11 protein-coding genes and 1 riboswitch are annotated in these 21,301 nt (G+C 63.8%); of the genes, 7 read left to right on the top strand and 4 right to left on the bottom strand.

From position 1 onward, the window contains the following. Positions 1–46 precede the first annotated feature (46 nt). Complete coding sequence (locus IE158_RS09720; protein ID WP_229839041.1) at positions 47–1,153, bottom strand: ABC transporter substrate-binding protein; 1,107 nt, start codon at positions 1,151–1,153, stop codon at positions 47–49. A gap of 221 nt (positions 1,154–1,374) precedes the next feature. On the opposite strand from IE158_RS09720, the gene IE158_RS09715 reads away from it, so the two are divergent. After that, positions 1,375–2,214, top strand: coding sequence for an ABC transporter permease (locus IE158_RS09715; RefSeq protein ID WP_189643496.1), 840 nt, complete (start codon positions 1,375–1,377; stop codon positions 2,212–2,214). Continuing rightward, positions 2,211–2,945: an ABC transporter ATP-binding protein gene (locus tag IE158_RS09710; RefSeq protein WP_189643494.1), complete on the top strand. Its 735-nt coding sequence runs from the start codon at positions 2,211–2,213 to the stop codon at positions 2,943–2,945. Before IE158_RS09715 ends, IE158_RS09710 begins: the two co-directional genes overlap by 4 nt. A 61-nt stretch (positions 2,946–3,006) precedes the next feature. On the opposite strand, the gene metH is transcribed toward IE158_RS09710, so the two are convergent. Then, positions 3,007–6,702: a methionine synthase gene (gene metH / locus IE158_RS09705; RefSeq protein ID WP_189643492.1), complete on the bottom strand. Its 3,696-nt coding sequence runs from the start codon at positions 6,700–6,702 to the stop codon at positions 3,007–3,009. 80 nt (positions 6,703–6,782) lie between these two features. Further along, positions 6,783–7,649 (bottom strand): methylenetetrahydrofolate reductase, encoded by an 867-nt coding sequence (locus IE158_RS09700; protein ID WP_189643490.1) that lies wholly within the window; start codon positions 7,647–7,649, stop codon positions 6,783–6,785. A gap of 280 nt (positions 7,650–7,929) precedes the next feature. Beyond that, positions 7,930–8,060: riboswitch (SAM riboswitch) on the top strand. 170 nt (positions 8,061–8,230) lie between these two features. Between IE158_RS09700 and IE158_RS09695 the strand changes: the two genes are divergently transcribed. Both IE158_RS09695 and IE158_RS09690 read left to right on the top strand, forming a co-directional pair. Further along, positions 8,231–9,550: an O-acetylhomoserine aminocarboxypropyltransferase/cysteine synthase family protein gene (locus IE158_RS09695; protein WP_189643489.1), complete on the top strand. Its 1,320-nt coding sequence runs from the start codon at positions 8,231–8,233 to the stop codon at positions 9,548–9,550. A gap of 62 nt (positions 9,551–9,612) precedes the next feature. Continuing rightward, on the top strand, positions 9,613–10,575 hold the full coding sequence (locus IE158_RS09690; RefSeq protein WP_229839043.1) for a homoserine O-acetyltransferase family protein: 963 nt from the start codon (positions 9,613–9,615) through the stop codon (positions 10,573–10,575). A 94-nt stretch (positions 10,576–10,669) separates the two neighbouring features. Here the strand turns inward: IE158_RS09690 and IE158_RS09685 are convergent, their stop codons facing one another. Then, entirely contained in the window at positions 10,670–12,451 is a 1,782-nt protein-coding gene (locus IE158_RS09685) for a DUF937 domain-containing protein (protein ID WP_189643486.1), read from the bottom strand. A 529-nt stretch (positions 12,452–12,980) separates the two neighbouring features. Here IE158_RS09685 and IE158_RS09680 point away from each other — a divergent pair. The 3 genes from IE158_RS09680 to IE158_RS09670 all read left to right on the top strand — a co-directional run bounded on the left by IE158_RS09680 (position 12,981) and on the right by IE158_RS09670 (position 21,300). Then, positions 12,981–14,411 (top strand): N-acetylmuramoyl-L-alanine amidase family protein, encoded by a 1,431-nt coding sequence (locus IE158_RS09680; protein ID WP_229839040.1) that lies wholly within the window; start codon positions 12,981–12,983, stop codon positions 14,409–14,411. Positions 14,412–14,482: 71 nt separating this feature from the next. Then, positions 14,483–15,889: a dihydrolipoyl dehydrogenase gene (gene lpdA, locus IE158_RS09675; protein WP_189643483.1), complete on the top strand. Its 1,407-nt coding sequence runs from the start codon at positions 14,483–14,485 to the stop codon at positions 15,887–15,889. A 359-nt stretch (positions 15,890–16,248) separates the two neighbouring features. After that, positions 16,249–21,300, top strand: a complete 5,052-nt coding sequence (locus tag IE158_RS09670) for a DEAD/DEAH box helicase (RefSeq protein ID WP_229839039.1) — start codon at positions 16,249–16,251, stop codon at positions 21,298–21,300. Position 21,301: the final 1 nt, after the last annotated feature.

Below are 21,301 nucleotides of genomic sequence, written 5' to 3'. Positions count from 1 at the left end.
CCAGGGCCAGAGCTCATCCTCTCTGGCCCCAGGCAGAAGTGAAAAGTTATTCGCTCAGGCTGCGGACCACGTCCAGCCTGAGCAGCTCGCTCAGGTCAGGGGTCTGGCGTGAGAATCCAGCTTCCTGGTTCAGCGCGGCGTACTCGGCGAGGGTGGTTTCGTTGATGTCCCAAGTGACCTGCGTGCGGCTGAGCGCTTTTTGCAGTTCCTCGTCGCTGGGGCGCTTGCCGGTCATCTCTTCCAGTTGGCGGGCCACAGCGGCGCGGGCCTCGTCCGGCTGACTGTTCGCGGAGGCGACGGCCTGCCGGTGTGCGGTCAGCAGGGCGCGCAGGGTGCCGGGATACTGCTCGGCATAGTCGCGGTTAACGACCAGCACGGTGGTGGTGTAGTCCCCGTTCGCCCAGATGCCTTTTTCGTCCACCAGCAGCCGGGCACCCTGATTCTCCAGCACAGCGCCCCAGGGTTCTTGAACCAGCGCCGCTGTGACCTGGCCGCTGGCAAAGGCGGCGGGCATATCGGCGGGATTGATAGGCACCACGGTCACGTCGCCGCCCTCGTCTGCCGTCTTGAGACCGTTTTCGTGCAGCAGGTGCCGCAGGCTGATGTCCTGGGTGGAGCCGCGTGTGGGTACAGCAACCTTTTGTCCGGCCAGGTCAGCCACGGACTGGGCCTGGCTGTCCGGGTGAACCACCAGCACGGCCCCCGCATTGGCGGCTCCCGCGTAGATATTGAGCGGCACCCCCTGCATAAAGGCGTTCATGGCCGGTCCTGGCCCCACGTAGGCGGCGTCCAGCGCACCAGCGGCAAAGGCTTCATTGATCTGTGACCCGTTGGCGAAGTGGCTCACTTGAAGGGCCGTGCCTCCCAGCTCCTTGGAGAAGAGCTCCTGGTCTACCCCCACCAGGCCCGCAGCGTGGGTCACGTTGGGAAACAGGCCCAGGCGCAGCTCAGGCGCGGTGGCCTCTGCCGTGGTGGCCGCACCAGAGGCCGGTGCAGTTCCAGATGCCGGGGCAGTGGTGCCCGCGCTGGTGCTGGTCGTGCTGGCAGAGGTTTGTGCGCCCTGCGGAGAGCAGGCAGCCAGCAGCGCCGTGAGCAGCAGGCCAAGGGGGACGGTAGCGGCGGTGGCACGCCAGGGGGAAAGGGTCAGGGTCATAGACATCCTCCGGGTAGGAACAGATAAGGCGGGGAGAGACAGCTGAGAAAACTTGGGGAAGCTGTGAAAGGGGACAAGTCGGGTCAGGGTGGGAAAAGACTGAAGGGGTGGGTACGCCGCCACTGTTCAACTGGGCGGCGATGGGGTATGGTTTAGCACTATATCTGGTATCGAATCAAGGTATATCTTCCACTCATTTCCCCTGCTCCCTGGACGTTCTCATGACTGAATCTGCTTCTTCTGCTGCGCCTGCGGGCGTGTCTGCCCGCTCCCCAGGCCGCTGGGCTTCGCTGGCCTGGCCACTGGCCGGACTGCTGCTCTTGCTGGCCGTGTGGTGGCTGGTGACCGATGTGCTGCGGCTGTATCCGCCTTATGTGTTTCCCAGCCCCGGCGCGGTGTGGGCCGAAATCAGCTATGGGCTGTGGGGCACTGGCCCGCAGGACGGCAAGCTGCTGATTTCGGTGCTGGGCAGTCTGCGCCGGGTGCTGACCGGCTACGTGCTGGCGCTGCTGGTCGGCGGCGGCCTCGGCATACTGATGGGCATCTGGGCACCGCTGCGGGCCACGCTGGGGGCGTACCTGACGGGCATTCAGAGCGTGCCGAGCATTGCTTTTGTGCCGTTCGCCATCTTGTTTTTTGGGCTAAATGAACGGGCGGTGCTGGCCGTGGTGATTCTTGAGGCGCTGATTCCGGTGGCGCTGGCGGTGTCTGGCGCTCTGCTGAATGTCCCCCCAGCCCTGCGCATGGCGGGGCGCACCCTGGGTGCCAGTGGTCCCGCGCTCACGCTGCGGGTATTGTTGCCAGCGGCCCTGCCCAGCATCTTGGGAGGACTGCGGACCGCCTGGAGCTTTGCCTGGCGTGCGCTGATTGGCGGCGAGCTACTGATTGCTGGAGCTGGAAGTCTGGGCGAGCAGCTAGAAGTGGGCCGCAATACGGCCAACGTGGCGCTGGTGCTCGCCACCATCTTGATTATCGGCCTGATTGGTGGGGTGTTTGACGCCTTGCTGCGCCGTCTGGAAACCCGTGTCCGGCGTGATTATGGCCTGGAGGTGAGCGCATGACCCGTCTAGAAACTGCCGCAGCTGCCGCCCAGAGTGGTGCGGAGCTGACCTTGCAGGACGTGACCTACCGCTACCGTGCGGGCCGCGACCCCGCCAGTGGAGGCGTTGGCCCCCTGAGCCTTCAGGTGGCCCCCGGCGAATTCCTGTGCATTGTGGGGCCGTCGGGCAGTGGCAAAAGCACCCTGCTGGGGTTGCTGTCTGGGTTTCTGACCCCGCAGCGCGGCGAAATCCGGCTGGACGGTGAAGCTGTTCGTGGCCCCCACCCCCGACTGACGTTGGTGCAGCAAGAAGCGGCGTTGTTTCCCTGGCTGACGGTGGGCGGCAATGTGCGCTTCGGACTGCGGGGGCTGTCCCGCACCGAACAGGGCCGCCGGGAGCAGGACAGTCTCGCGCTGGTGGGCCTGCCCGATATGGCGAGCCGCCGCGTTCACGAACTAAGCGGTGGGCAGCGTCAGCGGGTCAGTCTGGCCCGTGCCCTGGCGACCCAGCCCGGCGTACTGCTGCTCGACGAGCCTTTTAGCGCTCTGGACGTGGCGACCCGTGAGCGCCTGAGCACTGAACTGCTGGACATCTGGCAGCGGCGCGGCGTGACGGTGGTGTTCGTGACCCACCACCTCGAAGAAGCCCTGGCACTGGGGCAGCGGGTGGTGGCCCTGCGGGAAGGCGTGGCCGTGTTGGACGCGCCGACGGCAGGGCTGAGCCTGTCCGAACTGGAAGCAGTGCTGCGCTAAGCCTGCGCCCGGGGGCTCTCGGTGCTGGGGGAACCCGGCCACACAGGATTGCCCCCTGGACTCACTCGGCCAGGTTGGGCCGCAGCCAGCGCCTGGCTTCTTGCAGGCTCCAGCCTTTGCGGGCGGCGTAGTCTTCCAGCTGGTCCGCGCCAATCTTGCCCACTCCAAAGTAGCTGCTGTCTGGGTGGGCAAAATACAGGCCCGACACCGCCGAAGCCGGGGTCATGGCGTAGCTTTCGGTGAGGTCCAACCCGGCCAGCTCGCGGGCATTCAGCAGGCTGAACAGCGTGCCCTTTTCGGTATGGTCAGGGCAGGCAGGGTAGCCGGGCGCGGGGCGAATCCCCTGATAGCGCTCACGAATCAGGTCGTCGTTGCTCAGGGCTTCGTCTGGTGCGTAGCCCCACAGTTCCCGCCGGACCTGCCTGTGCAGCGCTTCAGCAAACGCTTCGGCCAGCCGGTCCGCCAGCAGTCCGGTCATGATGGCGGCGTAGTCATCATGCTGGGCCTTGTGGCGGGCGATGATTTCCTCGGCCCCGTGTATCCCCACCGCAAAGCCGCCCACGTAGTCGCCCTGCGGGGCCACAAAGTCGGCCAGGGCGTGGTTGGGGCGACCCTCTCGCTGCTGCGCTTGCTGCCGCAGGGTATGCAGCGTGGCGCCTTCCGTGCGGCGGGTGTCGTCGGTAAACAGCTGGATATCGTCGCCGCGCCGCTCGGCAGGCCAGAAGCCCACCACGCCCCGCGCCTTCAGTTCGCCGCCTGCTATCAGGGACTCAAGCGCCTGCTGCGCGTCGGCATACAGCGTGCGGGCCTGTTCGCCGACCACTTCATCGTCCAGAATCTGTGGGAAGCGTCCCGCCAGCTCCCAGCCGATAAAAAAGGGCGTCCAGTCAATAAAGGGCACCAGCGCTTTCAAGTTGAAAGTGACCGGCTGCGCGCCCAGAAAGCTGGGCCGAACTGGCGCGTAGCTCAGCTGGGGCGCCGCTGCCCGCGCTCCGGCCAGCGGCAGCAACTGGCGGCGTTCACCGCGCAGTGCAAACTGCTCACGGGCCTGCGCGAAGCCAGCGGCCACTTCTTCCGCCAGGCCGGGGCGCTCCTGCTCGCTGATGGCGCGGGCCGTGACGCCCACGCTGCGGCTGGCGTCCAGCACATGCACGGTCAGGCCGTCGTACTGCGGGGCGATCTTGACCGCCGTATGGACCCGGCTGGTGGTGGCCCCGCCGATCAGCAGTGGCAGGCCGCCGTTCCGCGTGCCCAGGCCCCGGCGCTGCATCTCTTCGGCCACGCCTACCATCTCGTCCAGGCTGGGCGTGATCAGGCCCGACAGACCGATGATGTCGGCCTGAAGCCGCTCGGCTTCGTCCAGGATGCGCTCAGTCGGCACCATCACCCCCAGGTCATGCACCTCGAAGCCGTTACAGGCCAGCACCACGCCCACAATGTTTTTGCCGATGTCGTGTACGTCGCCTTTGACAGTCGCCAGCACCACCCGCCCGGCGCTCTGGCGCTGGCCCTTTCCTTCCTGCAAAAAGGGTTCCAGGTGCGCCACCGCCTGTTTCATGACGCGGGCGGACTTGACCACCTGTGGCAAAAACATCTTGCCGCTGCCGAACAGGTCGCCCACCACGTTCATGCCGTCCATCAGCGGGCCTTCGATGACTTCGAGGGCGCCCCCCAGCTCCAGGCGGGCTGCTTCGGCATCCTCCACGATGAACTCGTTGATGCCGCGCACCAGGGCGTGTTCCAGACGCTTCTCTATCGGCTGCTCACGCCAGGCCAGGTCGCGTTCCTTTTTCGTGCCCCCGCCAGACACCGTCTCGCTGTACTCCAGCAGCCGCTCGGTGGCGTCCGGGCGGCGGGCCAGCAGCACGTCTTCTACCCGTTCCAGCAGCTCCGGCTCAATTTCGCTATACACCTCCAGCGTGCTGGGGTTCACGATGCCCATGTCCATTCCGGCTTGCCGGGCGTGATAGAGAAAAGCCGCGTTCATCGCTTCGCGCACCGCCGAGTTGCCCCGAAACGAAAACGAGACGTTGCTCACGCCGCCGCTGACCAGTGCGCCGGGCAGATTGGCCTTGATCCAGCGCGCCGACTCAAAGAAATCCAGGGCGTAGCGGTCGTGCTCAGGAATGCCAGTGCCCACCGGGAAAATGTTGGGGTCAAAAATGATGTCCTGCGGTGGAAAGCCGTGGGCCGTCAGCAGATCGTACGCCCGCTGGCAGATGGCGATGCGCCGCTCCAGCGTGTCCGCTTGCCCCTGCTCGTCGAAGGCCATGACCACCGCCGCCGCTCCGTAGCGCCGCAGCACATCGGCCTGCCGCAGAAATTCGGCCTCGCCCTCTTTCAGCGAAATGGAGTTGACCACCGCTTTGCCCTGCACGCGCTTGAGGCCTGCTTCGATCACGCTAAAACGGCTTGAATCCAGCATGATTGGCACGCGGGCAATGTCCGGCTCGGCAGCGATCAGGTTCAGAAAGTCCACCATCGCCGTTTCCGAGTCCAGCATGGCCTCGTCCATGTTGATGTCAATCATCTGTGCGCCGCCCTCTACCTGCTCACGGGCCACGTCCAGCGCTTCACCGAACTGCTGGTCACGAATCAGCCGCAGGAAGCGGCGCGACCCGGTCACGTTGGTGCGCTCACCCACGTTCAGGAAGTTGGATTCGGGGCGCAGGGTGAGCGGCTCCAGGCCGGAATAGGTGGGCAGACCGGAGGGAGGTGGGGGCGTGCGGGGGACGGAGCGCTGCGCGGCCTCGGCAAAGGCACGGATATGTTCCGGCGTCGTGCCGCAGCACCCGCCGATGACATTCACCCAGCCCTGCTCCAGCCACTCGCCCATCACCGCCAGCATGGACTCCGGGGTTTCGTCGTAGCCGCCCAGGGCGTTGGGCAGGCCCGCGTTGGGGTAGGCACTCGTAAAAAAGGGCGTGCTGGCCGAGAGCTCCTGTACGTGCTGGCGCAGTTCAGCAGGTCCCAGGGCGCAGTTGAGGCCCACCGACAGCAGTGGCAGGTGCGAGATAGATGCCAAAAAGGCTCCCAGTGTCTGTCCCGAGAGGGTGCGCCCTGACGCGTCGGTGATGGTGCCCGATACCATCACTGGCACCTGCCGGCCCTGCTGTGCGAACACTTCTTCGGCGGCGTACAGGGCGGCTTTGGCGTTGAGGGTGTCAAAGACGGTTTCTATCAGGAGGGCGTCCACGCCACCGTCCAGCAGGCCGCGAATCTGCTCGCTATAGCTGCCGACCAGTTCATCAAAAGTCACGGCGCGGAAGCCGGGGCGGTTCACGTCCGGCGACATGCTGGCGGTGCGGTTGGTCGGGCCGATGGCCCCTGCGACCCAGCGTGGGCGCTCGGGGGTGCTGTAGCGCTCAGCGGCGCGGCGGGCCAGCCCCGCGCCCTGCACATTCAGCTCGTAGATCAGGTCGTCTACACCATATTCGGCCAGGCCCAGGCGCGAGCTGGAAAAGGTGTTGGTCTCGGCAATGTCCGCGCCCGCCTCAAAGTACGCCGCGTGAATGTCCTCGATAATCTGCGGCTGGGTCAGGGTCAGCAGGTCGTTGGCCCCTTGCAGCGGCTGGGGGTGGTCCCTGAGCCGCTCGCCCCGGAAGTCGGCTTCGGTCAGGCGCCAGCGCTGAATCATGGTGCCCATGGCCCCGTCCAGCACCAGCACGCGTTCTTGAAGGGCGCGGTACAGCGGATGGGCGGTCAGCTGGGTCTGTGGGGTGAGGGCAGTGGAAGAGGGAAGAGAACTAGAAGTCATGGGCAATCCTGTCTGAAGGAGGCGGGTGCGGCAGAAGTGTGGAAGCTGGAGGGCCAACTCCAGTGGGCTAAGAAAACGCGCTAAGCGCCACAGACGCCCGCAAAAGCACTGGCCTGCTGGCCTGTCTGGCCCGGAAGCCAGGTGGCTGCCGAGTGATCTTTACCTTCGGGGTCGGTGCCGCCGCCTGCTGGGGGAAAGACCGCCCCCAGAAAGTCGCGCAGGCCAGTGCGAATCGGCATGAAGTACAGGTGGCTGCCGGTGCTCTGGGCGTGCTGCACAGCCTCGCGGGCGAACGCTGTACACCAGTCCAGCGTAGGCTCGAAGCTGGCCGGAAATATGGCGCGGTTGCGGCTGATCCAGTAGTTGCGGCTGCGCTCGCTGCTCACGTTGGTCAGCCCCCAGTAGATGGGGACGCCGGGCAGCATTTCGCCAAAGACTTCCATCAGCCGGGTGTCGAACAGCGGCTGCGTAAAGAGGCTGTCTGCCCCGGCCTCAATCTTGCGCAGCGCATAGGTCTGCTCATCTTGCAGGCTCTGGCGGTAGGGGTCGAGCGCGGCGTGAACAGCCAGGTCCGGCTGCCCGGATTTCAGCGCCCGAATCAGTTCCAGGCTGGTGGTGCGCTCTACGGTGCGCCCGTCCTGCGGAGGGTCGCCCTGCACCACCAGCACCTCGCGCACGCCCAGGCTATCCAGGCGGCGCAGCAACTGCGGCACGCTGTCAAGCGGGGTCCGCGACGCCCGCAGGTGCGGAATCCGGCTCAGGCCCTGGGCCTGCGGCAGCGCACAACTCTCGAATGAACCAAGGTCCAAATGGTCCAGATCAGGCAGGTTGATGGCGGTAATGGCCGGCCACAGGCGGCGCAGTTCTTCCAGTTCGGCGGCGATACTCTCGCGGGTGCGGGGGACCAGCTCCACAGAAATGCGGGGCGTAAATAGACTTGGATTCATGGTGTTCTCCTCGTGTCGTGGGGCACGAGGAAAGGCAGGTGCGTCGTGCGCGGGCCTTCTTCTGGACACTGGGCGCACGGCGGTATGCGGCGGCCTGGCCAGTCAAAGGAGGGCAGGGGAGACCCTGCTGTCCGTACTCGCCGCCCACTATAGGGGGCAGCGGGGGGCAGGCGTCAAGTCAGGGGGCGCGGACAGGCGGCACACCTTCTACACCTGCTGCACGGTTTGACAAGCTCCAGGCCCCCTGCTAGGGTTTCACTCAGCTCCCGCAAGTTCAGGAGCCTCATTCAGAAGCGCCCGAGAGAACTGGCTCGTTGACGGCGCGGCAACCAGGGCCTCATTTCGCCCACGGTGCTCCGGCCAGCCTGCCACGTAGGGTTACGATGACCCACTGCGCAGGACCGATGAGGGAAGGCTGAAATCTTAGCGGATGTTCGTACTCGCGTTATCCCACTTAGGCCTCTGATCCCTCTCCCGGCAGAGGGATTTTTTGTGCCCTCTGGACCTGTTTACCGTCCAAGTCAATGTCCAGCCATGTCAACTTCTAGGCCAGCTGGCCCTGACCGCTCAGGAGAGACAACATGACCCATTTCGAGACCCTGCAAGTCCATGCAGGTCAGCGTCCTGATCCCGCTACCGGTGCCCAGGCGGTGCCCGTTTACTCCACCAACTCTTATGTCTTCGGGTCGGCGGAGCAGGCTGCTGACCTGTTCGGGCTGCGGGCTTTTGGCAACATCTATTCGCGCCTGACCAACCCCACCAACGCTGTGCTGGAAGACCGCATCGCCGCGCTGGAAGGTGGCAGCGGCGCAGTGGCGGTGTCCAGCGGGCACGCCGCACAGTTCACGGCGCTGACTACGTTGGCGCAGGCGGGCGACAATATCGTCTCTTCGCCCAACCTGTACGGCGGCACCTCCAACCAGTTCCGGGTGACTTTGCAGCGGCTGGGCATTGAGGTGCGCTTCACCTCTGCCGAGGAGCGGCCTGAGGAGTTCGCCGCACTGACCGACGACCGCACCCGCGCCTTTTATGTGGAGACCCTGAGCAATCCGGCGCTGAACGTGCCGGACTTTGCCGGTCTGTCGGCAGTGGCCCGCGAGCATGGCGTGGCCCTGGTGGTGGACAATACCTTCGGCGCGGGCGGCTACTACTGCCAGCCGCTGCTGCACGGTGCCCATGTCCTGGTCGAGTCGCTCAGCAAGTGGATTGGTGGGCACGGCAACGGCATCGGCGGCGTGATTGTGGACGGCGGCAATTTCGACTGGGGCAATGGCCGCTACCCCCTGTTCAGTGAACCCAGTCCCAGCTATCACGGACTGAACTTCTGGGAGACGTTTGGGGAAGGTAATGCGCTGGGCCTGCCTAACGTGGCTTTTGCCATCCGCGCCCGCACCGAAGGCCTGCGCGACTTGGGCGTGACTCTGGCACCGCAGCAGGCCTGGCAGTTTATTCAGGGGATTCAGACCCTCTCGCTGCGGGCCGAGCGGCAAGCGCAGAATGCACAGGCCCTGGCCGAGTGGCTGCGCGGCCAGCCGGGTGTGGCGCGGGTGACGTATCCCGGCCTGCCCGACCATCCCACCCATGAGCGCGCCAGGCAGTATCTGCCACGGGGCTTTGGCGGCGTGCTGACCTTTGAGCTGAGTGGCGGTACAGATGCGGGCCGCGCCCTGATTGACCGGCTTCAGCTGGCCGAGCATGTCGCCAACGTGGGCGACAACCGCACCCTGGCGATTCATCCCGCCAGCACCACCCACTCGCAACTCTCCCCGGAGCAGCAGCGGGCGGGCGGCGTCACTCCAGGGCTGGTCCGCGTCTCGCTGGGTATCGAGCACATCGCTGACCTTCAGGCCGATTTTGCTCAGGCGCTGACGTCTCTTTCTGGTGCAGGAAGACCCACATGACGCCAGACAGACCTGTACCCGCAGAGTCGGCCAGCTTCGATTACGACTATTCCGAATCACCGATGGTGCAGGCTGCGGCGGTGCGCTCGCAGGTATCGTTTGCACACGTCAAACTGTTCCGCGACCAGCCCTTGCTGCTGGACTGCGGGCTGGCGGTCAGTGACATTCAGGTGAACTATCACACCTATGGCCGCCCTGCCGACGAAGCTGTGCTGGTGCTGCACGCCCTCACGGGAGACAGCGCTGTCCACGCGTGGTGGCCTGATTTTCTGGGCGTGGGCCGTCCGCTGGACCCCAGCCGGGAATTTATCGTGTGCGGCAATGTGCTGGGCGGCTGCAACGGCTCCAGTGGCCCCGAAGATTTGCCCGAGGGCGCAGCCCTGACCCTACGTGACATGGCCCGCGCAGGCCGCGCCCTGATGGAGCACCTTGGGGTGCGGCGGGTCAAGGTGGTGGGGTGCAGCATGGGCGGCATGCTCGCTTATGCCTGGCTGCTGGAAAACCCGGACATGGTGCAAAAAGCCGTGATCGTCGCCGCTCCGGCCCGGCACTCGCCCTGGGCGGTGGGGCTGAACACGGCAGCCCGCAGCGCGATTGCCCTGGCCCCCGGCGGCGAAGGTCTGAAGGTGGCCCGGCAGATTGCCATGCTGAGCTACCGGAGCCCCGAAAGTCTGGCGCAGCGTCAGCCGCACCGTGTGGGGGGTGAGCAGCCGGTGGTGGCCTACTTGCAGCATCACGGCGAGAAGCTGGCCGCCCGGTTTTCGGAGGCCAGCTACCTGGCGATCACCCAGGCGATGGACGCTTTCCAGCCGACTGACCGTGAGCTGCGTGCTCTGCGCATGCCGGTGCTGGCGGTAGGCATTTCCAGTGACCTCCTGTATACCGCCCGTGAGGTGCGCGATTCGGTGACCACCTTGCCATACGGCGAATACTGGGAGCTGCACAGTCCACACGGTCACGACGCTTTCCTGATGGACCCTGGCCACTTGCCCCGTGTGGTGGCGGATTTCCTCCACGGCCCATGATTCGTGACAGCTGACTAATCCCGCAGGCCCACAAAAAACCCCTGCGCGAAGGCAGGGGCAGATGTACCGCGAGGCAGGTAGGCTGAGCTCTGGCTCAGTTGCTGGTCGGGCCGACGTACTTGCCGTTCTCGAAGTTTGCACCACTCTGAACCACGTTCAGGGTGATGGTGCTTTCGGGAGCGTCAGCACCTGCGGGAATCACTTCGTAGGTGATTTCGCCCGTGCTGCCAGCTTGACCGCCGGGCTCGCTCAGGTAGCTCCAAGAGCAGTTGTCGCCGTTGTCAATAACCTTCTCGCCGATTTGCTTGCTGCCGCGCAGCACGCGCACGGTGTAGCTCTCAGCGCTGCCGGTGCCGCCAAAGCGGAAGGGGGCACTCACGGTGTCACCGTCGGCCAGGCTCAGGCTCAGCACATCGTTGACCGAGCAGTCAGCCGAGGCCACCGGCTCGTTCACGGTCACGGGCAGTTCGGCCACTTGGTTGCCGCTCTCATCCACGACCACATAGACGCGGTCTCCGGGTGCAGGCGCGGTGATGTCGGCCTTCCAGACACCTTGCTCGTCGGCGAAGAACGTGCCCACGTTCACGCCATCTTCAAACAGGGCGTACTTGGCGTTGGGCTGACCCTTACCGGCAATGGAGAACGACTCGGCTGGGACAGCTGCGCCGCTGGCAGGCTCAGTGATGGTGACTGCTGCACTGGTGGTGGTTTCGCTGGTGGTCACGGTGCTGGTCGTGGTCACCGTGCTGGTGGTCGCTGCCGCTGCCGCTGCGCTTGCCGCTTCGCCAGCGCCCTGAATGGTAAAGGTGCTGGTGGCTTCGCTGGGGGTGCCAGTCACGGTGTACACGTTCTCGCCAGCCAGAGGAGCGGGCATTTGGATTTCCCACTTGCCGTCAGCGTCAGCGGTTTCGGTGGCCAGCAGTTCACCATTTTGGTTGGTGATGCTCAGCACTTCGTCAGCAGGAGCGGTGCCGCTCAGCACGAACGGCTCCAGGGGCAGCTCAGCGCCGTCCTTGACATTGCCCACCACAATGCCAGCGTCAGTGGTGGTTGCCGACGTGGTGGTTGTGGAAGTGGTGGTGGTCGACGTGGTGCTCTGTGAGGTGGTCGGCGCAGGGATGGGCGTTTCACGGTTCTGGCTCAGGTACCAGGCCAGGCCACCCAGCAGCAGCAGGGGCAGCAGCCACAGAGGGTTGCAGCCGCTGCGTTCCTGAGGCACGGGTGCAGGAGCGGCGGTCAGGTGACGCTCTGGCTCGGGGGCAGGGGTGGGAGCGGCGGTGTGGACAGTGGCGCCTTCACGGACTTCAACGCCGCCAGGACGTGCAGTCACCGAGTCAATCACTTCGCCGGTGCCGATGCCTTCAGTCACAGCCACTTTGGTTGCGCCGGCCAAGCCTGCGGCGGGCAGCAAGGCACCCAGGGCGCCGCGCATGCCGAGCAGCTGAGTGGCGGCGTTCTGAGAAGTCACGCCGCTGCGGCCCAGGAAGCTCAGCAGCAGGGGCAGGGCCAGGTGGCTCAGGCGGGTGGCCGCGCTCTGATTGCCGCCAGCCAACTGCGCTGCGTCGCCCAGCCAGTTGCTGTTGCCGCCGAACAGGCGACCACTCAGGGTCTGTCCCAAAGTTTCGAGGCGGCTCAGGCCGTCAGCACTGCCCAGCGCCAGCTCAGGGTCCTGGGGCAGATCATTGCCGGTCCACAGGGAGCTCAGGTTGGAAGCCGTCTGCGGGTTGGCGGCCAGATCAGCCAGGCTGTCCAGCTGCTGAGGCAAGATGGCGCGCAGGGCCGATTGGGTTTGCGAGGGGTTCAGGCCAACGGCACCGGCCAGCAGTTCGACCACGCGGTTGGAAAAAAAGTTGCTGAATTGATCTTGTAAGTTCATAGACACTCCTTAGCGTAAGGTAGGGGTGACACCCCCCCCACTTGTGAACCAGAGCTTTAGAAACTATCCATCCTAAAGTTCCAGCTGAAATCTTCTATACTGGATGGTTCACATACTTGCAACCCATATTGGCAACCCGCAGCGCAGCAGGAGGGGAGCAGCAGGAGGCCAGGGGCTACTTGCTGATAGCAGCCTTCCGGGCTCTTCCCGGAAGCAGATGTGTTTCCCCGCAAAGCCCCGGCGGTCCCATCATTCCCTGTCCTGTTCGGCGTTTTGCACTTGCTCCGCTCGCGGGAAAGTCTTCCATCTTTTTATCTGCTCTAGAGTGGATATCCTTGGTCTGGAGCGCTGCGGCGGCTGGGCCTGAACTCAGGAGGCCCGTATGTCCCAACGTTCTACTTTCCGGTGTTGTGCGCGAGCCTTGCGTGTCCGCCCTGGCCCGCTGACAGGGGGGCTGGCAGCACTCCTCTTCCTGGCTTTGCAGTCGGCTGCAGCCCAGGCGACTGTAAGCCAGTCGCCCCAGGCCCAAATGGCCCAAGCGGGTCTGCCACTGGACCATCCTCAAGCACCGATTTTCCTGGCCTACCCAGCGGACGGTCACCGGGTGGCGCACGCCCATGTGCTGCTCGAGGGCAGTGTGCTTCCTGGCGCAGACCTTCAGCTCAATGGGCAGCCGCTGCCCGTCGGTCCAGACGGTCTCTTTATCCAGTGGGTGCCGCTCCAGCCGGGGCTCAACCGGTTGCAGCTATCCAGCCGCCGGGGTGCCCAGCAGTGGAAAGCCACGCTGCGGGTGACCCGGCAGGCAGCACCAGCCCGCGCTACCGCACCTCTACAGCTTCTGAACCCGCCCCACGTCGCCGAAGTGACGGACCCCGACCAGGGGTACGGGGTCAACCCGGTGCGCGCCGCCTGGGAGGACGACGCTGGGTGGCCAGTGCTGTATGCCCGCGCCGGGACACGTGCTGAGGTGATAGGTGTACGCGGTGAATTGAGCCGGGTCCGCTTGGCCGATGGACGATTGCTGTGGGCCACCCGCGACACACTGCGGCTGTTGCCAGCCCGCACGCCGCTGCCCACTGCCGCTGTCGGCTCACCGCGCCTGCGGGGCGCACCAGCCGGTGAGTGGCAAGAACTGGAATTTCCGGTGTCGGCCCGCGTGCCGCTGGTGCTCAGTGAGCAGGCCGGGCGGCTTGGGCTCAGCCTGATTGGGGCGCGGGTAGGGGGTGACTGGACCGTGCCAGCGGGCCTGGACCTCCGTTCCTGGGCGCAGGACGCTGCGCTTTACCTCGACTTGGGTGTTTCCCGGCCACTGCACGGCTATCAGGCTTTTTACCGCACGGGCGAGCTGGGTGACGCGCTGGTGCTGCGTTACCGCACCGCCCCCCACCCTGGGTCACTGGCGGGCCGCCGCATCGTGCTTGATCCGGGGCATGGCGGCACTGAGCGGGGCGGAGCTGGGCCGCTGCGGGTGCCGGAAAAAGGACTGACGCTGCCCATTGCCCTGCGGGCCGCCGAGCTGCTGCGTGCCCAGGGAGCCCAGGTCACCCTGACCCGGCAAGATGACCGGACCGTGCCGCTCTACAGCCGCCCCCTGCTGGCCGAACAACAAAACGCCGAAGTGCTGGTCAGTATTCATGCCAATGCCATTCCTGACGGCAAAGACCCCCGCACGGTGCGCGGCATCGGCAGCTACTTTACGCATGAACAGAGCCGACCCCTCGCCTCGGCCCTGCAAAGAGCGCTGGTCACGGCTTTGCCGCAGGCTGGGGATGATGGCCTGCACCCCGGTGCTCACCTGGCGCTGACCCGTCCCACTTCGCAGCCCAGCGTGCTGCTGGAGCTGGGATACCTCACTGATCCCCAGAATCTGCGCGTGCTGATGAGTCCTGCTGGTCAGGAAGCGTATGCCCAGGCCATCAGCGCAGGGCTGGCCGAATACTTTGCGGGTCTGCCGCAGTAGGCGCAGGGGCCTTGTCCCTGTTTGGGAGACAGGGCCAAATCGGCGTCGTTGTCAGCGCTACACTGGCAAACATGGATTCTTATGACGTGTTGGTCATCGGCGGCGGCCCGGCAGGTTATGTGGCGGCCATTCGTGCAGCTCAGCTGGGCTTCAAGGTGGCCTGTGTAGACGCTTTTGAGCGTGACGGCAAGGCGTCCCTGGGCGGCACCTGCTTGAACGTGGGCTGCATTCCCAGCAAGGCGATGCTGGATTCTTCCGAGAAGTTCGAGATGATCCAGACTGAGGCCGAGGAGCACGGCATCCGGGTTGAGGGAGCTTCGGTGGACGTGGCCAAGATGCTGTCCCGCAAAAATGGCGTGGTGGACAAGCTGACCGGCGGCATCGCTTATCTGTTCAAAAAGAACAAGATTCAGCCCTTCCACGGTCTGGGCCGCCTGGTGCGACAGGATGAAGGCGGCTGGGTGGTGGACGCCGCTGGTACCGAAGTGGTGGCCCGTCATGTGATCGTGGCGACTGGTTCCAATCCCCGCGAACTGCCGCTTGCACCTTTTGGCGGCCACATCGTCGAAAACAGCGGTGCCCTGAACTTTGAGGCGGTGCCTGGCAAGCTGGGTGTGATCGGTGCAGGCGTCATCGGCCTGGAACTGGGCAGCGTGTGGCGGCGTCTGGGCGCTGAAGTGACCATCCTTGAAGCTCTGCCTGGTTTCCTGATGGCTGCCGACGACGCTGTGAGCAAAGAAGCGCTCAAGCAGTTCAAGAAGCAGGGACTGGACTTCCACTTTGGCGTGAACATTTCCAGTGTGGAGCAGGACAATTCCGGCGTCACCGTGACCTACAAAGAAGGCGAGCAGGAAGTCAGCGCCCGCTTTGACAAGCTGATCGTGAGCATTGGCCGCGTGCCCAACACCCAGGGTCTGGGGGCTGAGAATGTGGGGCTGGAGCTGGATGAACGCGGATTCGTGCGCGTGGACAGCCACTACCGCACCAACCTGCCAGGCGTGTACGCCATCGGCGACGTGATCGGCGGAGCCATGCTGGCCCACAAGGCCGAAGAGGAGGGTGTGGCCCTGGCAGAAATGCTAGCTGGTCAGGCCGGGCACGTGGCGTACAACGCCATTCCCTGGGTGATCTACACCAGCCCCGAAATCGCCTGGGCAGGCCTGACCGAAAAGGCTGCCAAGGAACAGGGCCTGAACGTGAAAACCGGACAATTCCCCTTCAGCGCCAATGGCCGCGCTCTGGGCCACGGTGACCCACGCGGCTTCGTGAAAGTGGTGGCTGACGCGGGCACCGACAAGATTCTGGGCGTGCACATGATTGGCGCGAATGTTTCGGAACTGATTGCCGAAGTGGTGGCAATTATGGAATTCGGCGGCAGCGCCGAGGACCTGGCCCGCACCATTCACGCGCACCCCACTCTGGCCGAAGTGGTCAAAGAAGCGGCGCTGGCCGTGGACGGACGCGCCCTGCACATGTGATGGTCTGAACCGGGACAGGAGGCAGCGGGCCTGTGCGGGGTCGCTGCCTCCTTCGTTTGTTGGAGATGCAGATTGTGGCTGAGCTAGGAATTTTGGCGATGAAGCCAAGTGGCGCGCTTTTTGCGAAATGGTGAGGAGTGGAGAGTACGTATGATTTCAAGGACGCGGCGTTGTCTTACCACATGCTGAGACCAGTTGAGGAGACGGCGGGAACCACTGGCAAATTTCACTCGTCCTGCTGACTGGTTCTTCTATGCTTGAACAATGCTCCCAGCCGATCACGTCCCCTACAGTCTGCCCACACCCGTATGAATATTTTCGAGTACAGAAACGATGTTATCCGCCAATACGCGTCTTATGTGTCCTCCTTCGTTCACATTCGTGACCGGGAGATTCGCGCCTATGTGGATGCCCAGATGGAAAGTGGGATGTTCTGGCCTGACCCACTGGCGCAGTTGAACCCGAACTTTATGCCGGGAGGAAGCGTCACGGAGCTGGCGCAACAAGGCTTGCTCCATCCTCAGTGCGCCGAGCTGTTCGTGGCCGGTGAATCCAGACTCCCGCTGCGGCTGCATGCCCACCAGCGTCAAGCTATTCAGCTGGCCCGCGCGGGCCGCTCTTATGTGGTGACCACCGGAACTGGCTCGGGGAAGTCATTGACCTATATCTTGCCCATTGTTGACCACGTGCTATGCCATGGGAGTGGGAAAGGTGTTCAGGCAATTGTAGTCTATCCGATGAACGCTCTGGCCAACAGCCAGATCGAGGAACTGAGCAAGTTTTTGGGAGACAGTGGAGCGGTAACGTTTAAACGTTATACCGGTCAAGAATCGCGCGAAGAAAAAGATGCGATCATCGCCAACCCCCCCGACATTTTGCTGACCAATTACATGATGCTCGAACTGATTCTGACCCGTCAGGACGAGGCGGCCCTGGTACGCGCCGCTGAGGGTGTGCGCTTCATCGTGTTTGATGAGCTCCATACCTACCGTGGCCGCCAGGGAGCTGACGTGGCTCTGCTGATTCGCCGGCTCCGTGAGCGGCTTAAGGCACCGGATGCCATCTGTGTTGGAACCAGCGCCACCATGTCGTCCAGCCCGGATTACGCCGAGCGCCAGCGGACCGTGGCCTCCGTCGCCTCGCAGCTGTTTGGTGTCAAGCTGACGGCTGAACAGGTCATTGGTGAAAGTCTGGAACGCGTGACTCATGGTCAGCCCACCTTAGAGCAGCTCAAAGCCGCTGTGGCCCAGCCAGTTCCATACAATTTCACGCAGTTTGTGCAGGATGCACTGGTGGTCTGGCTAGAAGATGCAGTAGGCCTGCGCTGGGATGAGGAGGCCCAACGCTTTGACCGCCGCATGCCTCAGGCCATTTCCGGTGAGGAGGGCCTGGCAGTGAAGCTGGCTGACCAGACGGGACTGCCACAGCTCCAGTGTCTGGAAGCCCTGGAGCGGAGATTGCTGGCCGGTAATACCATTGCTCATCCAGAAACTGGCCGGCCCGTCTTTGCTTTTCGCCTTCACCAGTTCATCAGCAAGGCAGCCACAGTCTATGCCCCGCTCCTCTCGCCGGATGAGCGTCTGGAGCACCTCACCTTACGTGGTCAGGTCTATGCACCAAAGAGCGGGCGGCAGCTGCGACTCTATCCGCTGGAGTTCTGCCGCAACTGTGGTCAGGAGTATTACTCGGTCCGGCGGACCCAGGACCTAGACACTGGCCAAGAGACTTTCGTGGCCCGCAGCAACGAAGTTCGTCAGGAGAGCACACCGGACGACGGCTATCTCTATCTGGGGCACCCGGCGTGGCCTGTAGACGAGGACGAGATGCTGGAGCGGCTGCCAGAGGGCTGGGTTGAGGAAAAGAATGGCCGGCTGAAAATCAAACCAGGCCGCCGCAGACAGCTGCCTCAGCCGGTGCGGGTCGGTGGCCTGGGAGAACAGAATGCTGCCGGGCTCCAGGCCGCCTTTCTTCAGGGGGAGTTTCGCTTTTGCCTGTGCTGCGGTGTGACCTATCTCGGCCGCACAGGTAAGCTCACCAAGCTGTCCACCCTATCGAGCGAGGGCCGCTCCACAGCCACCACGTTGCTGAGCATGGCAGCCATTCAGGGCCTGCGGAAATCGGACCTCCGCAGCGATGCCCGGAAAATCCTATCGTTCACCGACAACCGCCAGGACGCCTCCTTGCAAGCGGGCCACTTCAACGACTTCATTTTTGTGGCTTCTTTGCGGGCGGCTCTGGCGCGTGCCTTGCAACAGGGTCCCCTTCACCTTGAGGATATTGCGCAGAAGGTGTACGCAGCGATGGACTTGGACTTCGCTTCATTCGCCAGCGATCCCAGTGTCCGCTTCGGGGAGCGCGACCGCACAGTCAAAACGGCGCAGAACCTGATTGGCTACGCCCTGTACAGTGACCTGGCCGAGGGCCGCCGCCTGACCTTGCCCAACTTGGAAGGGGTTGACCTGGTGCGGTTCGACTATCCCTATTTGCGTGAGGTTTGTGAGGCACAGGACCTCTGGGAGCGGGCGCACCCGGCCCTGTCTGTCGTGCGCAGCGGGGTGGTAGAGGCGCGCGAGCGGGCTGCGGTGGCTCTGCTCGACTGGTTGCGGCGGAATCTGGCCATCAAAGCGCCCTACCTGGATACGAATTTCCTGGACATGGTCGTCAAGAACCAGGGGCAGATTCGGGAGGACAGCCCGCTGTACCTGCCACCGGAAGAGGCCAATAATCTCACTGTTGCCCAGAAAGTTGTCCTGGGGTCCTCCTCACGCGAGGAGGGGCGTTCTTCTGGACGGCTGCCTCTGAGTGCGCTGGGGGCGGTGGGCCGCTATCTGAGACGTCCTGAGGTTCTGGGCTGGAGCCTGAGTCTGAGCCGCAGCGACATTGACGCCATATTGCAGGACCTGGTTGCTGCACTGTCGGAATTCATTGAAGAGGTGGAACCAGGGGCTTATCAGCTGAAGGGCACCAGTTTCGTGTGGCGGGCGGGGCCAGGAACTGACGCGGCAGTAGATGTGCTGCGGGTGGTCCGTCAGGAAGGCGACGCCCCAGGAGTGAATGCCTTTTTTCGCTCGCTGTATCAGCAGCCTGCTTCGGAATTCCATAACCTGCATGGCTCGGAGCACACCGCCCAGATTCGCCCTGACGAGCGCGAAAAACGCGAAGAAGCCTTTCGCAGCGCGCAGCTTCCTGCACTCTTTTGCTCACCGACCATGGAGCTGGGAGTAGATATCAGCAATCTGAACGTGGTGCATCTGCGCAATGTGCCGCCGACCCCAGCCAACTATGCCCAGCGGTCAGGCCGTGCGGGCCGTAGCGGACAGCCAGCACTGGTCATGACTTATGCCACCACGGGCAACAATCACGACCAATACTTTTTCCGGCGGCCCCAGCTGATGGTCGGTGGCAGTGTGTCCACGCCCCGCATTGAGTTGGGCAATGAAGCCCTGATTCGTTCACATATTCACGCCATCTGGTTGGCCGAAACCGGCCATAAGCTGCCAGCGTCGGTGGCTGAGTTGCTAGAGACAGGTGGTGAAGAACCCAGTCTGGCGCTGCTGGCCGATGTGCTGCTTCCGTTTGGCGACGAGGGTGTACGCCAGCGTACCTTGGTGCGGGCCAGACAGCTGCTCGATAGCCTGGGCCCCACTCTGAGCCACACCACCTGGTACAGCGAAGAGTGGCTGGAGTACACGGTCAGGCAAGCAGCGCAGGAGTTTGACCGGGCCTGTGATCGCTGGCGTGACTTGTACCGCAGCGCCCTGTCGCAGCTGCACCTAAACAATGCGGTGTTGGCTGACGCCACCAAGGGGCATATACGGGACACAGCCCAGCGGCTCCATGCTGAGGCCAATACTCAGCTGAGGCTGCTGCGTGAGCCAGACGGTGAGCTTTCGGATTTCTATACTTACCGCTACCTTGCCTCGGAGGGCTTCCTGCCGGGGTACAACTTCGCCCGCCTGCCTCTATCCGCCTACATTCCTGGTCGGCGCGGCATGAAAGGTAGGAATGACAGTTATCTCTCCCGCCCCCGCTTCCTGGCACTGTCCGAGTTTGGCCCGAATGCCATCGTGTACCACAACGGGGCCAAGTACGAAGCCAATAAGGTGATTGTGCCTGCGCGCGGTGAGACAAGTGAGTTGCCTACCATCAGTGCCCAGCGCTGCGAGACGTGCGGTTACTTGCACTATGGGAGCAGCGCTCAGGCGCGGGATGTCTGCGAAAACTGCAGTCTGCCGCTGCCCCCGGCCCGTCCAGACCTGTTCCGAATGACTTCGGTGGCGACCCGCCGGCGGGAACGCATCGGAAGCGATGAGGAAGAGCGGCGGCGTATTGGCTTTGATATCAAAAGTGGCCTGCGCTTTGCCTCGCGCGGAGGACGGGCAGACCGGGTGCAGGCGGTGGCCAAGGCAGATTGCCCACTGCTGAACCTGACCTACGGCGATGGAGCGACGCTGTGGCGCATCAATTACGGCTGGCGCAACCGTGAGAACAAGCAGGAGCTAGGATTCCTGTTTGATCCAGAGACCTCACAGTGGTTGAGCAAGGTGGCCTACCAGCGCAAGGTGAAGGCTGCGGGTGGGCGGGACGTGCCGGTGCAAAAGGTCATTCCCTATGTCGAGGACACCCGCAATGTGCTGCTGATTGAGCCAGCGACGCCGCAAGACTCAGCCAGCATGGCGACCCTGATGAGCGCGCTGAAAAATGCTGTCCAGCTCGCCTACCAACTGGAAGACAGCGAACTGGCTGCCGAGCTGCTTCCCGGGAGCCGGGAGCCGCGTCAGATTCTGCTGTACGAGGCGTCAGAGGGAGGATCTGGGGTGCTGCAAGACCTGGTGTTCCGCTCTGGTGCGCTGGGGGAGGTCGCCAGGTGTGCGCTGGGCCTGTTGCACTTTGACCCGGAGACTGGCAGGGACCAGGGGCAGGCTCCCCATGCTGCCGAGCGCTGCGAGGCGGCTTGTTATGACTGCTTAATGACATATGGCAATCAAACATTCCATGAATGGCTTGACCGCTTTGCCGTCCGGGACTTGCTGCTTTCCCTGCGGGAAGCGGGCGTGCTCCTTGCGGATAGGGACGGGGAGGGCCACCTAGAGACGCTTTTGGCGGCCTGCGGCAGTGAGTTGGAGCGGGCATGGTTACAGTTCTTGCAAGTAGAGGCCAGGAGGCTTCCGTCACACGCTCAGCCGCTGATTTCGGACCACTATGTTCGCCCGGATTTCGCCTATGCAGCTGAAGCGGCAGTAATTTTCATTGATGGACCACATCACCAGTTGCCGGGGCAGGCCAGCATAGACGTCCGCAAGCGTGAGGAGCTGGAGCTGGCGGGATACACCGTCATCACATTCACCCATGACCAGAGTGAGTGGCCCGCCACACTGGCGCGCTACGCTTTTATTTTCGGAGAAGGATAAC

The sequence above is a fragment of the Deinococcus piscis genome, assembly GCF_014653275.1.
GTDB lineage: Bacteria > Deinococcota > Deinococci > Deinococcales > Deinococcaceae > Deinococcus > Deinococcus piscis.
The sequence above is the reverse complement of the archived record's forward strand: the minus strand, read 5'-3'. Positions and strand labels throughout refer to the sequence as shown.